Source organism: Kordiimonas pumila (assembly GCF_015240255.1).
Taxonomy (GTDB): Bacteria; Pseudomonadota; Alphaproteobacteria; order Sphingomonadales; family Kordiimonadaceae; genus Kordiimonas; species Kordiimonas pumila.
Genome location: NZ_CP061205.1, coordinates 977,180 through 993,753, shown reverse-complemented (window position 1 = coordinate 993,753; position 16,574 = coordinate 977,180). Strand labels below are relative to the sequence as shown.

Genomic DNA, 16,574 nt, shown 5'->3' with positions numbered 1-16,574 from the left:
CGGGATACTATAGCCAATGATAAAAGTGCCAGACATACCCTGGCTTCACACATTGTTGCAATCGCGGTTAACACACATGGCAATGAAGCTTGTTCAGGGCCTTGTTGTTATGGCGGTTATATATGTTTTGATACAAAAACTAGCCCACATTGGTTGGCAGGATGTTCAAAAATCACTCCCTGATAGCCCCGTTTTTTATATCCTGTTTTTAATGATGTATGCGGCCCAGCCTGTTGCTGAATGGCTTGTTTACCAAACATTATGGGGGCCACGTGTGAAGCGGCATTTTGCCGTTTTTCTGAGGATGCGTGTTTATAATCTGGCGCTGGTTAGTTACATGGGCGAAGCTTTCCTCGCTCTGTGGGGTAAAAAAAATCTTGGCCTTAAAGGCCGGGTAGCGGCATCTGCTGTGAAAGACAGCAACATTTTATCTGCGCTTGCCTCAAACAGCTTTACCCTTTTAATGCTGGCAAGTTTTTTTGTAACAGGCCAGCTTGAAAAAATTACCAACACTGACCCCGAACTGGTTTTTTATATTAAAATTGTTGTGCTAGTTGGCATACTTCTGGTGCCGCTGGTTATCTTTTTCCAAAACCGTATTCTGGGTGTTGACCCAGCAACAGCAAAAAAGGTTTTTACCGTTCACCTTCTCAGGCTCCTTGCCGTTATGCTTTTGCAGGCAAGCCAATGGGCTGTGGTCCTGCCGATGGTGCCATTCCAGACATGGTTGCTATTGCTAACAGCACAGATGGTCTTAACACGAATCCCCTTTCTACCAAACACAGACCTGCTGTTTATGGGTCTTGGCATTGCCATGATCAATTATATTGAAGGCCCTGAGGCCGCTATTGCCGGAATGTTTCTGGCATCTGGTGCTCTTGCACAAATTCTTAACCTTTGTGTCTTTATTATAACAAGTGTGCCACTGCGAAAGTCACTGACACCAACAGCCACGCCGAGCAGGCCCTAGCATTATGTCCGCATGGTGCTGAAGTCGGTTAAGCTGTAATATAATATAGTTGACCGAGACAAAATCTTGCCAAAACAACCTAAAACATTTGTTAATGCGAACATAACTATCACGGACTTTGTCCTGATATACGGCGATAAAATATCCGGCCATAGCAAAATGGTAGACTTTATGTTTCGCTACTGGTGCACCCTAAGAGAAACGTTACCAAGCCACAAACCTCGCCGCAAAGATATTAACCCAAAAGACTTCACACCCTATCTTGATAAGGTAGTCCTTATAGATCTGCTGCAAGAATCAGATGGCCTACATTTCTTTATCAGGCTTATTGGAACAACAATTGCTTCTTATTACGGCGAACTAACCGGTCAATATGTGAGCGCCATGGCCAATAAAGAAGCTGCCGACAGACTGTGCCACGTGTGTGAACAGGTTATAGAAACTCAGGCCCCTATACTGTCACATACCGTAGGAATATCACTCGAGCACGAATTTATGGATGCATGGACAATTTACCTGCCGCTCTATAGTATAGACGGAACAGCGATAGAAAAAGTCCTACTTTGCAGCGACCTTAAAGCTCGTAAAAAAAATACAGCTTAACAACTATCTTCTGTCACTGCCCGGTTTCTACCTTGATCCTTGGCTGTGTATAACGCTTTATCCGCCCTATCTATAAGATCTGCCACATCTTCTCCCCCCCGATAACAAGCGATTCCCAGTGAGATGGTAACCTGCCCGTAATCAATGTTTTTCTGACGGTTTCTGATAGTGCGTGTAGCAATAACATCACGGATTTTTTCCACCAACCTATAGGCGCCTTCCAGCGTTGTATCAGGCAAAACAAGCGCAAACTCTTCGCCGCCGTAACGGGCAGCAAGATCATGCCCCTTAACATTCGCATGCAAGGTGCCCGCAACCAGTTTCAGTACCTGATCCCCCACCTGATGGCCAAAAGTATCATTAAACTGCTTAAAAAAATCTATATCTGCAAACACAAGACATAGTGGCTTGCCCGTATCTTCCGCGTCAGCAATTGCTGTAACAAGAAAGGCGTCAAATTTCTTGCGGTTCGCTATACCTGTAAGACCATCCGAATAAACCTCTGCCTCAATCTGAATGAGACTTTCCTGCAAAGCCTTAATTTCCGCAGACGATCTTTCAAGCTTATCCTGCAAACTCTCATTCGACTGCTGGATCAGTTTTGTCTGCATGACAACCTGCTGCACAAATGATTGCAAGCTTCCAGGGCCCATATCTTTTTCGTAAGTAGACACACTATCTCTGATCGAGGTGTTGCATCCATTGATCTGATCAGAACTAACACCAAGTGCCTGTAAAACCGTTGCTAATTGCCCTTGTAACTGAGTGCCGGTTTTTTGGATGAGCGCTGTTTCTGCTGATGTACCAATAAACTTATTGTAAAGTTCACTATTCACATGACCTTCAAAGCGCTGGTTTTTCGTGATCATCTGGTCCAGTGTTCTTTGCAACTCGGGGTATCGCTCGCTAGCGTAGTTATACCAGATTTCATAGTTTGGGGGTGCTGCCGGAATATCATGGTTGTCCATAAGATCAAATGCTTGTTTGGCCCAAACATTTGCATCATCTTTTTTATCACTAAAACTCATTTTATTCCTCGAATACCTGACACAGTGCTCGCAAAGTAATTCAGCCTACAACAGACTACTGTATTAAAAACGTTATAATTTTGAATGCCTAAAACACCTTTCCAAGGCAATTACTTTCAGGCTATACAGCCGTAATCATTACATTCTAGTGACAGAAAAGATACACATTAAAGCCTTGCCCCTTAAGAGCGCATAATAGATACAACAGGAAATCATAATGAATGAAAAAACCAGTATCGCTACGCGGCTTGAAGACCTGGAATGCAAATTCTCATTTCAGCAAGAAACACTTGATGTGCTGAATGACGCCGTTACCAGCCAGTGGCAGCATATAGAACAATTGGAAAAGCAAATACGCAAACTAACAGACCAAATGGTTTCGTTTGAAAATGACCTTGCCGATTCTTCTGGTACAGGCTCCCACCACGAACCGCCACCGCCCCATTACTAGTGCGCCATCACTCTTAATCTGTGCATAAAATAATCATTGCATCAAACCCTAGCAGGCGTAAAAATGATGCTAGGGTTTACACAGTGCCATTTGCGGGAAAAACAGTGCAGGATAGCCTGAGCATATTTTTTGGAAACGATCCAGATATACTTCAGGATGTTCAAAAAGCATGCACGCCTGTCAGCTTTGTAAACGGCGCAACCATTCTCGCACAGGAAGAAGAAAGCAAAACAGTATACTGTATTATCGCAGGTACAGCAAAAGCGCTGTTATATTCTGAAGGCGGGGATGAAATATGGCTCGATGAATTTGGGCCCGGCGCGCTTTTTGGCGAAATGGCTGTTCTTGGCTCACAAATACGAACAGCTGATATTGTAGCTACAAGCCCCGTGAAAGTTGCTGCCTTTTCCGAAGAGAGCTTTTTATCCCTGATGCAAAAACATGGCAGCATTGGCATTCGTGTTGCCAGAATGCTCGTGGAGCGTATTCAGCAAACCACCCGCAGGATGTTTGAACTATCGTCGCTGTCGGCTAAAGGCAGAGTTTATGCCGAACTGCTGAGGCTAGCCAAAACAGATGCCCACAGCAAGCTGCTGGTCATTGAACGGTTACCTTCTTTCACAAGTTTTGCCCAGCGCATAAGCAGCACTCGCGAAACAGTTTCAAGAACTGTAAATGAATTGGCACGTCTCGGCTATGTGAGTAGAACCGGGAAAAAGCTTGTGGTTTTAATGCCGGAAGAAATTCGCAACCTGCAAGACTGGTAGCCGATAGCCAAACCCCTAACTGGTGCGAAGGCTGAACAAGGGCAACGGACGCAGCCCTTTCCTAGGGGTAAATTCGCCGCTATACTCGCACGCATACCCTGAGGGAGTATTAACCGCCAGTGCACAGGCAAACGGCTCGCTAACATAGATCGACCCCGGCACTGTCACCGGCTCGATCCTTGCGGCAAAGGTAACCTCGGTACCAAACACACCTTTTTCTTGCAAAAACGGGTCCTGCATTTCGTATACAGGACCATAATGACCTGCAACACGCAGCGCTAAAAAGTTTGGTAGGCCAACAGCATCAAGGTCTATTTCCTGAAAACACTTCTGTAAGGCAAGGGCTACCTTTGCGGCGGCCTTAACCGTATCAAACACAAGAAACATACCGTCACCCCAAGTATTAAGATATTGGAGCTTCTGGCCCTGCGCCTGCACACAGTCTGCCAGCGGTTTTAAAACATTTTCCAAAAACAAAGGCACTTCCGCATCAGGCAGCGCACCAAAACCTCGGACATCGGCAAAAATCATCGCCTTTAAAGACCGGTAAGGTTTGTTTTCCAAATGATGCGCACAGTCAGTAGGCGTGCGCTTAAAAGGAAAGGGTACTATAGCTTGCCTACGCCCAGACGCCGCCCACACAGCCGCATCGCGGGCAGTCCCTGCAACAGACTTTAAAACCTGCCCATTCCATATCAAAAGCTGCACAGCTTCTGTCGCTAGCGCCTGAGCCTTCAAAACAGCATGCCCCATAGCAATCTCGCTACCAAAGGATAATGTGAGATCATCGGCCCTATCCACCCCTTCAGAAACATACCGAATTGATTTGGCCTGCCTCAAGCAACCATAAAACCGTGCCTCCCAGTTTTTGCCAAAAGGCGAAACCGATGTTTCGAGAAATACTTTGTCCCGGCAAGGTAATACAACATGCAGTTCTATCCCGTGGCGCAAAGCAGCTTCCGCCAGCACGATATCTGATCCTGCAGCAAGAGCCCCATATGCAAAACCAATCGTTTCTTTCTGAAACATATCATCCACAGTTTTCTCAAGGGCATGTATACTAGTCGCATCCAGAGCTGAAAGACCTGTGTCAGAACCAAAAATATGCCCTGCATAATGCACAGCTTTGGGTGGTCGGTAACTATCCAGCCAGCTGCTGTCCTTGCCCATCGCCGTCAAGATCATAACAAACTGGATCAATGTACTGGCGCGTGCTTCATAATTATGAGGATCAAGGCTTATCGCGTCTAAAAATATCGCTTCCGCGGCCTCTATATCTCCGAAAATAAGTTTGGCTTCAGCGATCGTCGCCATATGATAATAAGCATCTTCGCCCGGCTGCGGATAACGCTTGCTAAGCAGGCTCACAATCTCTTTCGCAAGCGAGGCAGCACGTGCAGCCTCACCTGCAACCAAATACATTGCGGCCGTATTGATACCTGAATAAGTGCCTTGAGTTTGAGTGTAAGCCGTAAAATATTTCTCAGCGGACTGGAGCGCCAAGATTTTCTTTTCAGGTCCCTGTTTTAAAAGTGCCTTTCCCTTTAAAATACGCCCCTGAAGTGCAAGTATGTCTTCATCATCTTTTATCTGGTCAAGCTTTAGGGTGAAAAACTCTTTCTCGGCCTGATTAAACGCACCCGCCCTTAATAACGACAAAACATACTTATGCCCCTCACGCGGTGTAAGGGGCACAGTACTGTATGGCTGACGGGTTTGAAAATGATCCAAAAAAACGTAAACCTTGTTTTAAAATGGTTGTTCTTTTCCACCTGGGTCGATCACGATTGGTGTTTTCCAACTGTTCACATCATCCGGATCATTCCATATGTCGACATATAAATTAAACACTACAGGCATGTTGCTCCCGTCTTTGTGGGCATCATCAACATAAATGGTTTTTATTCGTAGGTCATCACCGCCATAAATTTCTGATTGCGGCATCAAAACAGGCCGAGAAAAATTGCCAGCCGGATCAAGAGTTTTAAGCCGCCATGGCACCCTGCCTTGCTGTAATTCAGGATAAGTCGGGAAAAACCAGTTAGGTGCAGACAAGTGATATACCAACCTGTGCGGCCCTTCTATATAACACCAAAACGGCTGTGGCTGATCTTCAAGTTGCGTTGGCGGATTAGCAATAAGACTGGCAATGGAAGCATTGTCCAGCATCGCACCCGGCTCTGTATAAGCCTGAACTTTTAGCGCACCCTTTGCATCAATACTACCATACATAATTGTCGTAGCTTCTGCCATGGGCCTTCTCCTCAAAATAACGGGTTAATCGGATATAGTTTTTGCTGCGGTGCCAGCCTCAAATGCCTGAACACCGTAACCTCGCTCTAACAAAACTGCCTCTATTTGGCTGGCGGTTACATCGTCACCTACCAATTTGGCAATATCGTATAATGTTGTTAATAAAACAGGAATCTGATCTAAATTTTCACTTTCAACCATCCGCCAGAGTTCCCCTTTAGCTTTCAGCGCTCCTCCTGCATCACCTGTTAAAAGCAATTGCTGGATATAAAATTTATAAAAATCTGCCAAAACCATTCGGCCTTCTTGCCTGCCTGCTAATGTATCCCTGTAAGCTTGCAGTTCTGTGGCAACATGCTGAAAACGATTAGCCCCAAATGCAACACCAACGTTCCTAACCGAAAGTTTGGCATCAATTACAAGGCTGTAGGCATACATAATTTGCCACCATGGCTCCAAAGCGGTCGGGTCTTTGAAGATAGTTTCTGTAAACTGCGAGGCCTGCGCGATAAGTTCGCTGGCGCTTGTTATGTCATCAGATTCCACCGCCAAGCCTGCAAGGTGGTACAGGGCATAAGCTTTACTGCGAATGGCAACAGCTGCTTCCGGCTCAAGCCGTAACCATTCCTCTGCAAGCGCTAAGCTTTGCCGGGACTGTTCGATGCTGGCAGCCAAATTATGGGTGTCCTGATACACCCAGGCACGTTTCATATGCCATACCATCAGCCTTTCTTTAGCGGATTGGTTTTTAGGGTCTTTCTCCAATGCCTTTTGGGTCATGTCGTACACAATGCCCATATGGTATAAAACATCCTGCACATGCCCGGTTTGCCGCAAAGCAAGATCAATCCATGAATGGCTATTAGATACCTCAGCCTTTAAAAGGCCACTGTCGGGACGCACAGCAAGAGCTGCCTGAAAGGTTTTAAGGGCAGCTTCAAGATAAGGAAGAGCTTGCCTTGGGTTTTGGTGTTGGCGCAGATACAGATTACCAATATTTAAATTGCCGTATGCGGCCTCTATCCACCAGTCTACTGTCTCTGGCTCCAGTGTTACCAACAGATCGGCGAGGCGTTTATATTCCTGCCATGCAATCTCGCCAGCGCGCAAATCACCACGCTGAATATCCTGGTTTCCAACCCAAAACACACTCTGGGCATGTTCAAAAATACGCTGAGTATTATCAGGGTCCCGCCTCAAAAGCTCAGCAGTTGCAGCGGCAGATTGTTGAAAAAGGTCAGAAGCCTGCTCTGGGTGATCGCGCAGAAACTGCATTTCACCCAGCAAATGATAGGCTCTTGCCTTTCGGCCCATAGAATCGTCCGTGGTTTCATTGAATGTTTGCTGGGCGGTATAATAATCGATCACTTTATCGCCAACAGCATCCAGCACATCCAGCCTGCCAACTGGCTCAAGTTTTTGCCGTAAATCTGTCAGCATAAATTCGATCAAATTTTCTGCCTCACCTCTATGCCTATCTGCAGCATGCCGCGCTGATACGGCCTCATACGTCAGCGCCGACATTGCTACCATTGCTATCATGCTGCTCGCTGTGACAAACATCACGCGGCGGTTCTTTCTACGCAAATCCCGTTCAACAAGCTGGTCAAGACCCACACCAACCATGCCAGCAATTAATTTGAGGACAGCGCGTCGCTTACCGTCTGCGGCTTTTCTAAGGTCTGCGGCGGACGGCTCGCTTTCAACTGCCGACAATCGCCCATTCGCCGCCAGTTTATAGCGTACGGACGGCGGAAAACATTCCAGTTCTGGCTTTCCGGCTCGGGTTGCAAAAGGCTCGCCCGACAGGATAACCGGCAAGACATATTGCTCGCCGCGCAACCTTTTAAATTCCATTACTTCTTTATTCACCCAGCGCGATGCAGCCGCCGCAGGGGAACACAGAACAATCATGTAACGCGACGACGCAAGAGCTTTCTGAACTTCAGCCGTCAGGCTTTCTGTAGCGGGGAGTTCATCCCTGTCCCGAAAAATTCTGCCAATATGCGAGGGGATAACACCCACACTGGTGCTTTTGCCAACAAGGCCAGCAGGTATGCGGTAATGCTCTAGTTGTCGGTGCAACCATGCGCCCGCTTTTTTATCGCGGTGGCTGTAACTTAAAAATGCCGAATACGTAAAATTTTCCGACACTGGCAACCCCCTTGACCTACTATCAGGCCAAAAGTGTCAACTAAAAGCCCAGGTCAGCGCAAGCCTTTATTCGGTGTTTTTTTGTTTTTTTGTGACTTGCGTCACGCTCAAACGACAAAGCTTGGAGATAGTATTTGCCTTGAAACAGCAGCAGCCTAAATCCGTGACTATCTGGTATCAGGCTAAAGCATCCGTATGTAATTTTAAGTCCTGGGGGTCTTATACTAACTGTGTCTTTGGCACACTATTTTAAAGAACTCGCTTTAAAGAGGCTGGCATATACTCGCTTGCAACAATAAGGCAACAAAGAGGTTTAGCGCATGACCTCCCTGATGTTATAGCCCATTCAGCAACCGACTTCACATCGGTTGGGGCAACATCAAACTCACCTTAAGCACCCCGCTTAAATGCGCTAAATCATGGGGCCAGTCGATCCCGCAAACACCTGACTGGTCCCATACTTTTTTGATTTTGTACAAAAATAAGCATTGGATAAACGCTGAACAGCGTAAGTGCCTTTAAGCTCAGCGCTTATTCAACGGAGCGTGCCTCTTTGCAGGTAAAGCGCAGTTCGCAGTCAATCTCATAAGGGAAATATTCCTGCTTTATTTTATCAATCTCACCAGAAATGCGCATTTTATCGAGTACTGCACGTAACCTATTGATCGTTATTTCAGGAACACTTTTGGAGGCAACAAGATACTGCAGGGGTGTTTCCCAGCGCTCAATTACATGCAGATCCTGCATTTTTCCGCCTGCTTGAAAATAGGCCCAATTACCGGGCAGTCCGCGCTGCATCCAAAGCGATACACGGTTCGCCAACACAAGCCGCGCTGCTGTTCTTTCATCCTCGACAATTGTAAGATACTTGAAGCCCAAGTCCTGCAACACATATTCTGCAGGCGATTCCATCCGGCCAATTACCGGGACCTCAAGCAAATCTTGCCATTTTTCGCTAGCATATTCCGTGTTGTTGGTCACCAACTGCAAGAATGAAATATTGACCGGGGCAACCCAGATATATTTGTCTTCCCTACTTTCAATCCGGGTAAGGGGGGCCATAAAGCCATTGTTTGAGTTTGCAACCTGCGCCTGCGCGCGCTTCCACGGCACAAAAACAGACTTGTAAGGAATGCCCGCTTCTTTAAAGGCATGTAAGACAATAGAGACAACAAATCCGTCGCCAGTCTCTGTTGATCCCCACGGCGGATTGTCAGGCTGGTATATGGTATAACCTTCTGCACCTAAAGCTGTTGGAGCAGTCCCCAGCAACCCAATACATAAAAGCCACCGCTTACCCAAGTTTTGCAGCCATGTAAAAACTTCGACACAGATAGCCGATATCAAGAAAAAACGAGTAATATGTTTATATAAACTCAATGCTAAAAGCAGTCCTCGTATGTTAACTACGGTAAAGAATACGCTTTTCTTCCTTAACAAGCAGTAAAAAAAGGGTCAGTTCTGTACTATACTTGCCTACAGACTACTGACACGCTAGGTAATGCGCCGCAATATTTTGATGATGCAACAAGGCCTCGGTCGCCGCTTCTGGGATATAGCCATCTTCTTTAAACCATGTTGTTTGGAACGTTTTTTTACGTGGCCATAATTCATTCAGGGTATCCCCTTCATATAGGCGGCCATTTTTCATTACCATTGTTATGGAGCGAGTATTTTTAATATCAACAAGTGGATTCTCGCTCAGGATTACCAAATCGGCGAGCTTACCCACGCTCAAGCTGCCCAAATCGTGCTGGCGACCAATGATCTCTGCGCCGCCAATTGTTGCAGCGTGCAAAATATCAGCGGGCTTCATACCGCCCATCGCGTGAGCTTCCATTTCCCAGTGTGTTCCAATACCAGGTGCCTCGCCGTGCGCACCAATCCCCAAAAGCCCACCCGCTTGCACAATGCGATTAGCGCTTTCTGCTGTAGCGGGGAACATATATAAACTTGGTGACCGCCACGTTTGTTCGTAAAATTTGCCATTAATCACAAATCGGGGCCAGAAGCTATTTACCTTAGCGTCACTTTGTGGATCATCCCGACTGATAAAATAATCCTGCCCCTCATAGCCACCATTGGTGATAAGCAGGGTCAGCGTGTAGCCAACCCTGCTTTTACTAACCAGTTCAACAACATCTTTATAAAGAGGCACCGCTGGCAAAGCGTGTTCATGCCCTGCAAACCCATCTATAATCTGGGTTAGACCATGCTTCATAGCAAGGCCGCCTTCTGTGGTTGGCTGCATACCAAGCTCGGCTGCGACTTCAACAAACCACTGCCGAACCTTTCTGTTACCGGTTTTATACATCTTCAGGTTTCGCAGCCGGTAATGATCACGGTACCGCAACAGCACCTGCCGAATTTCGTCTTTTGACTGGAACTCATTGAAAGAAAAAATGGCTGGGCCTGTAGAGTAAATACGGGATCCGGTCATTAGGCCCGCATCCATCAGGTCGGTATAGGACATCATATCAATACTGAGTGTGGAAGGGTCAAATAATGTTGTTACGCCGTACGCAAGCGCGGCTGATGGCCCCCACGCCTCATAATCATAAATTTCACGGCGAATATCGGCTATATGATGGTGTGTATCAATCATGCCCGGTATAATATAGCGCCCTTGAACATCAATTATTTCTGTGCCATCTGGCACATCCAGTGTGCCAGATGTGCCAATGGCCGCAATTTTATTATCTGTTACCAGAATATCCGCATTTTCAAGAACACCCGCACTGTCTTCTGTAATAATCGTGGCACCCTGCAACAACACAGACCCTGTTGGCGTATCACGCGGTATTTCAACAGTGACTTTAAAGGCCTCAAGGCCTGCACTGCCAACTTCAGGGCTGTCAGCGTTCTTATTGCCCGAGCCCGGCTCAAACAGTTCAACACCGCTAAGGGGTCGCCGATAAAAGGTTGACCCAATAGACCATGTGATGGTGCGGCCATCATCAGCCCAGTCAAAATAGTCTGCACCAACATCTGTAATTTTACGGTACCTGACCTGTGGGTCTATGAGGGTAACAGGCTGCTCTGTATCTGCTGGTACTTCAACAACATAAAGCTGCTGCGCAATCTGGGCCAAGGCCCATTTACCGTCCGGGCTAACTTTCAAGCCATCAACAGGGGCAGGGCCTTCCATAAAATACCAGCCGGGGCCAACAACTTGTAAGGTTTGCTGTAATTTGCCATCTTCTAACTGTTGCAGGCCAGCGCTTGTAAAGAGGTAGGTTTTATCACCCACTTTGCTAAAGAGAGGTTTACTGCCAAACTCGCCGCTGTACAGCACTTCTGGTTGCCCACCTGAGAGAGGGTATTTCAATAAGCTACCTTTATGCACGGGGCCATATTCCATGTAGTTATGCATGCGGGCTTTATTGCTTGCGCGCATCACAACAATAGCCTTGCCGTCTGGGCTGAACACGGGGTGGGTATAAAAATCAGCCTCGGTTGTTATTCTTTGGGGAGGTGCTGAACTACCAGCTTCAGCCACCCAAACATGGCCAGCACTCCGGGCTGTCCATGTTACATACACCACCTTTGTGCCATCTGGTGACCATGACGGCTGAAAGGAAGGTGTGTCATCCGGCCCTATCTGCTGCGGCAAGGCGCCGTCTTGCAGCGCCATCACGTACACCTTGCCAAGCGCCGAGAACACAAGTTTCTTGCCATTTGGTGATTGCTCTGCATCCTGAATGAGCCGCGCTTGAACAGGGCCAGTTTCAACGCGAATATCCTGCTTCAGGTTTGGCCCAATGCCAACAGCAACATGCGCCTTAAACGCTATTGTTGCTTCACTCCCTGTAGCAATATCAACCCGTTTGATCTTGCCGTCTTTTGATAAAACCAGCGACTTACCGTCTGGCATAAAGGTATAGCGCGGCAAAATATCCTGTATGTGCGAGGCTTGTAACTGATCATGCTGAACAGGGTATATAAGCCAGCGATCATCACCATTTTCCAAGTTTCGTATTCTTAGACCGGTTTGTCCCATATAGCGTGTGCCATACACAAGGCTAGTACCATCAGGGGAAATTACAGGCCGGAAATATGTACCGCCGTCAGGGTCAGCAAGGCGTGTTGGTACCGGTGCAACAAGAGTATCAACGGCACCTGTTGCTATATTTCTGCGTTGAATGGTCCACTTTTCCAGCACATCAAGCTCAAGCCCACCAGCCATATGCGCATAATAAAGATACTGACCATCGCGGGAGGCCACCGCACCGTTTACACTCTGGGTACCTGTTTCCGTTTTGATAGTGGTAATCTGGCTAACGCCGCCTGACCCATCAGCATTATAACGCTGGAGCGCATGCCCGTGCACATCAGCCCTAAAGAGAGAAGCATATATATACGTCCCGTCTGCAGACCATTCAGGTGACAATAAAGCCCGCTCTGTATCCTGAAAGCTTACCTGCTTTTTGTCGCGACCATCCAAGGCCATGGTCCAGATATTTTCCGCGCCAGAAGCATCTGTCACATAGGCAATACGGCGCCCGTCTGGAGAAAAAACAGGCTGCGTATCAAACCCCATCCCTGTCGATATAGCTTTTGCTGTGCCGCCTTTGATATTGAGCAAGTAAATATCGCCGAGAAGGTCAAAGACAATATGTTTACCATCTGGTGATACATCAAGTGATATCCACGTGCCTTCACCTGTATCAAATTCTATTATGCGCGATGGCTCAAGCGGCAGGGCAGTATTGGCCATAGCCTGCATCGGTAAAAAGACAAGCAGTACCAAGAAGCCTGCATATTGTATTTTGCTAATGATACTGCCCATGCTTTTCACCATTTTTGAATTACTGATATGCTGGAGGATAGCTATTGTGTTGTTTTGACGGGTGATATTTATCCCGCAGTAACATCTGGCGCGATTTTGCCTCCATTGGTTTGCCGCCAATAAACACCTTGTCGGCAACGGTAAGTGCCTCCAGTGGGTCGCCAGACCAAATGACGATGTCTGCCGCCTTACCCTGAGCAAGGGTGCCATACATAGCATCTATCCCCCATATTTTAGCGGGGTTTACCGTAATTGCATCAAGCGCCGCACTTTTACTAAGGCCGCGCGCCGCCGCATAACCAGCACCAACCCGCAGACCAATGCCTGCATTATGGCTTTTATAAATACTGGTCACCGAAAAGCTGACAAGAACCCCGGCTTGATGCAGAATAGCAGCGCTTTCAGCGCGGGCACCCATCGCATCAAAGGTTCCGGGCAGTGTATCATATGGGTTCAAAATCACTGGAATCTGGGCTGCCGCCAGCTCTGGTGCTACTCGCCATGCTTCTGACCCTCCCAGAATAATAACCCTGATACCAAATTTGGCGGCAAAACTAATGGCTTGCCGTACGTCAGACTCTCGGTTCGCATCGATCACCAAAGGCATTTCAGCCGCTAGAACAGCTTGCAAAATTTTTGTTGCCGCATCCGAGTTTTCTTCTACTTTCCCGGCCTTTTCAAAGGCACTATAGAGGTTCACCCATACGGCGCTGCGCGACTTATTGCTCGCCCCAACACCGCCAACCTTGGCAACAAGCATGGCTTTTGCTGTGCCCAGAATATTAAACCCGGCATTTAAATGCAGTAAAACCCCCATACCCGCAAAGCCTGACGCATCAGCAGTTGTTGGCATAACTGCCGCCCGCACAAGCCCTTCTGTTCTGGCAACATCCAGCAAAATGGAATTAGGGTTAAGCCCGTACTGAACATCAAAGGCGGCCCCGAGATTATCCCCCGAGCCATTTATATCGACAGTTTCTTTGGCAGAATTCACCTCAATCAAGCCCAAATCGGTTGCTGAGTTCATAAGGCCTGACGTCACAAACCTACCTGCTGCATCAATCACCGTTGCATTTTCAGGCACAGCAACATCTGGCCCTACAGCTTCAATCAACCCATCTTTCAATAAAATGGAAACTGGTTCGCTACCTTCTGCTGCCCCAAAAACAGCCGCATTCGTGACAACATATGTTTCTGCTTTTGTGGCACTCGACATAACCATACACGCACTCAGGAAAAGGCCTATAAGCTGTTTTTTCATGGCTTGTCCTCCGCTGCGGGCTGGCCCGTCATCATATCTGTTACCGGCCTGCGCTTGGGGTCTAGCCTGTCATATACAACAGCCCCATCAATGAAAACCTGATCAGCCCTGCTGTATATGCTGAAAGGGTCCCCTGACCATAAAACCACATCTGCATTCTTGCCTGTTTCAAGCGAGCCAATCTGATCCTCAAGACCCAGTATCTTAGCAGGGTTACTGGTTATCCAAGTCAGCGCGTGCGCAGTGCTAATTTCAAGACCCGCACGCCTGCCTGCCGCAATAGCTTTTGCGGTTTCAATGGGAAGCATTTGCCCAACAGAGGCAAAATCAGAGTGCATAGCAACACAAGCCCCAGCAGCATCCAGAAAAGCAGCATTTTCCTGAATCCCGTCTAATGCCTCAAGCTTATAACCCCACCAATCGCTCCATACAGCGCTGCAAGCACCATTTTCTTTCAATAGAGCTGAAATTTTATATGCTTCAACTGCATGGTGAAAAGCAGCGATTTTAAAACCAAACTCGTTGGCCATATCCATCATGGTTGCCATATCATCTGACCGGTAACAATGCACATGAACCTTAACATCGCCCTTCATAGCGGCGACGAGAACCTCAAGCCCCAAATCGCGCTGTCTTTTACCTGCCCTATACTCCTGCTCATATGCTTGTGCATCAAGCCAGGCTTGGCGCTGCATCGCAACATTGCCCATACGGCTGCCCGGCTCTTTGCCTTCATCGCCGTACCCCTTAGGGTTTTCGCCGCACGCCATTTTCAAGCCAAACGACGCACCCGGAAATTTCATTGCTTGCGCCGTGGGTGCTGGTACATTTTTCAGCACAACACCAAGGCCGCCAAAAAGGTTCGAGGAGCCGGGCAGTACCTGAAGTGTTGTAACACCACCTGCAAGGGTTGTTGCAAAAGACGGGTCCTGAGGCCAAATTGCATGCTCTGCCCTCACCTCAGGCTTTACTGCGCCTGTGGCTTCATTCACATCCCAGTTGCTTACATCGCCAGTAGAATACGGCATCGTGGCCGTGCCCAAATGGGTATGTATATCGATAAGACCGGGCGTTACATATTTTCCAGTACCATCTATCGTTAGCGTGCCATCGGGCACCTGAATGCCTTCGCCAATAGATTTTATCTTACCGCTCTCTAAAAGAATATCCGTATCCTGTGTCACACCCCCTAATCCGTCATAGAGAGTAGCGCCCCGAATAACGATTGGGCCAGAAGCGATAGGCTCATATCTACTGGGGTTTACATCCAACTGCGGTAGAGCTTGCTTCTGCTGAAAGGGCAACCCTTCATAAACCAGATAGGTACATAACGCACCTATTACAAAAACTGCTAGATATGTAATTTTATTCATAGGTTGCGCCCTGTCATAACTACCCTGCCCGTATTTGTATTTATTTATACTAACCGTACTCTTCGTATCGATTGCCTGCTTTTGACAAATGGTCATTAAATAGTGCAATTGGGCCAGACATTTTGGCCCAAAAAAGATAGTTATTGTCCTTTTATTAAAATCAGGACACGCCTCACCTATGATAGTATGATATTATTATATCCATAATTCATTTAGCAGGAACTCGTTTATGTACGCCCCGTCCCCCTTTTATTCTGAAGACCCGAAAATAGCCAAAACACTGGTCGATATGATTGTGATGGGCACATTGGTTACAGCAGAGATCTCCCTACAGGGTAGCCCGCTCCCTTTTATGATAGATATTGATAATACTGGCAACGGACGCTTGATTAGTCATATGGACAAGCGCAACCCGCTGTGGAAAGACCTTGAAAGTGGCAAGGAGGTTTTGGTCATATTCTGGGGGCCTAACGCCTATATTTCCCCCGCGCTTTACACAACAACCCCGCGCGTACCAACGTGGGTTTATGCAACAGTTCATATCAAAGGCACACCGCGCCTTATAAAAGATGCAGAAGGTGTTGACAAAATTGTGACAGACCTTTGTAATTATATGGAAAAACCCGATTCCGGCTGGAGCATCGAGCAGGTATCAGGGTATAAAAGCAGAATATTAAACGGCATTGTTGGTTTTGAAATAGATATAGCCGCTACTATGTCACAGGTAAGGCTGGCACAGCAAAATGACCAACCAGACATTGAAGCCTTATACAAAGGCCTTGCTTCTGGAAGCTCTGGTGACCGCCAAGTAGCTGAATTGATGAAGAAAATGAGTATTGTGGAAACAACCTTATAACAAGGCGCCTTCTTGCAAATATGGTTGGTAGAGATATTTCAAACCAGGCTTGATATAGGATGACTGCAC

At 47.3% G+C, this 16,574-nt stretch carries 13 protein-coding genes; 5 read left to right on the top strand and 8 right to left on the bottom strand.

Annotated features, from left to right (window positions below):
• Positions 1-76: 76 nt before the first annotated feature.
• Positions 77-970 (top strand): hypothetical protein, encoded by an 894-nt coding sequence (locus tag ICL80_RS04360; RefSeq protein ID WP_194214894.1) that lies wholly within the window; start codon positions 77-79, stop codon positions 968-970.
• A gap of 66 nt (positions 971-1,036) precedes the next feature.
• A complete protein-coding gene (locus ICL80_RS04355; RefSeq protein ID WP_194214893.1) occupies positions 1,037-1,573 on the top strand; it encodes a PAS domain-containing protein in 537 nt (178 codons plus the stop codon).
• On the opposite strand, the gene ICL80_RS04350 is transcribed toward ICL80_RS04355, so the two are convergent.
• Positions 1,570-2,601: a GGDEF domain-containing protein gene (locus ICL80_RS04350; RefSeq protein WP_194214892.1), complete on the bottom strand. Its 1,032-nt coding sequence runs from the start codon at positions 2,599-2,601 to the stop codon at positions 1,570-1,572. The two genes, ICL80_RS04355 and ICL80_RS04350, sit on opposite strands and share 4 nt — an antisense overlap.
• A gap of 217 nt (positions 2,602-2,818) precedes the next feature.
• On the opposite strand from ICL80_RS04350, the gene ICL80_RS04345 reads away from it, so the two are divergent.
• Both ICL80_RS04345 and ICL80_RS04340 read left to right on the top strand, forming a co-directional pair.
• Positions 2,819-3,052, top strand: a complete 234-nt coding sequence (locus ICL80_RS04345) for a SlyX family protein (protein WP_194214891.1) — start codon at positions 2,819-2,821, stop codon at positions 3,050-3,052.
• 83 nt (positions 3,053-3,135) lie between these two features.
• A complete protein-coding gene (locus ICL80_RS04340; RefSeq protein ID WP_194214890.1) occupies positions 3,136-3,819 on the top strand; it encodes a Crp/Fnr family transcriptional regulator in 684 nt (227 codons plus the stop codon).
• A gap of 15 nt (positions 3,820-3,834) precedes the next feature.
• Here ICL80_RS04340 and ICL80_RS04335 read toward each other — a convergent pair whose 3' ends face one another.
• The 7 genes from ICL80_RS04335 to ICL80_RS04305 all read right to left on the bottom strand — a co-directional run bounded on the left by ICL80_RS04335 (position 3,835) and on the right by ICL80_RS04305 (position 15,649).
• A complete protein-coding gene (locus ICL80_RS04335; RefSeq protein ID WP_194214889.1) occupies positions 3,835-5,550 on the bottom strand; it encodes a tetratricopeptide repeat-containing protein in 1,716 nt (571 codons plus the stop codon).
• A gap of 18 nt (positions 5,551-5,568) precedes the next feature.
• Positions 5,569-6,072: a hypothetical protein gene (locus ICL80_RS04330; protein ID WP_194214888.1), complete on the bottom strand. Its 504-nt coding sequence runs from the start codon at positions 6,070-6,072 to the stop codon at positions 5,569-5,571.
• Between the two features lie 24 nt (positions 6,073-6,096).
• Entirely contained in the window at positions 6,097-8,226 is a 2,130-nt protein-coding gene (locus ICL80_RS04325; RefSeq protein WP_194214887.1) for a toll/interleukin-1 receptor domain-containing protein, read from the bottom strand.
• Between the two features lie 531 nt (positions 8,227-8,757).
• Positions 8,758-9,528: a substrate-binding periplasmic protein gene (locus ICL80_RS04320; RefSeq protein WP_194214886.1), complete on the bottom strand. Its 771-nt coding sequence runs from the start codon at positions 9,526-9,528 to the stop codon at positions 8,758-8,760.
• A gap of 181 nt (positions 9,529-9,709) precedes the next feature.
• The gene (locus ICL80_RS04315; protein ID WP_194214885.1) at positions 9,710-13,015 is read right to left on the bottom strand and encodes an amidohydrolase family protein; all 3,306 of its coding nucleotides are present in this window, start codon (positions 13,013-13,015) and stop codon (positions 9,710-9,712) included.
• Positions 13,016-13,034: 19 nt separating this feature from the next.
• On the bottom strand, positions 13,035-14,276 hold the full coding sequence (locus ICL80_RS04310) for an amidohydrolase family protein (protein WP_194214884.1): 1,242 nt from the start codon (positions 14,274-14,276) through the stop codon (positions 13,035-13,037).
• Positions 14,273-15,649, bottom strand: a complete 1,377-nt coding sequence (locus ICL80_RS04305; RefSeq protein ID WP_194214883.1) for an amidohydrolase — start codon at positions 15,647-15,649, stop codon at positions 14,273-14,275. Before ICL80_RS04305 ends, ICL80_RS04310 begins: the two co-directional genes overlap by 4 nt.
• A 229-nt stretch (positions 15,650-15,878) precedes the next feature.
• Here ICL80_RS04305 and ICL80_RS04300 point away from each other — a divergent pair, with 229 nt between their 5' ends.
• The gene (locus ICL80_RS04300; protein ID WP_194214882.1) at positions 15,879-16,505 is read left to right on the top strand and encodes an FMN-binding negative transcriptional regulator; all 627 of its coding nucleotides are present in this window, start codon (positions 15,879-15,881) and stop codon (positions 16,503-16,505) included.
• Positions 16,506-16,574 lie beyond the last annotated feature (69 nt).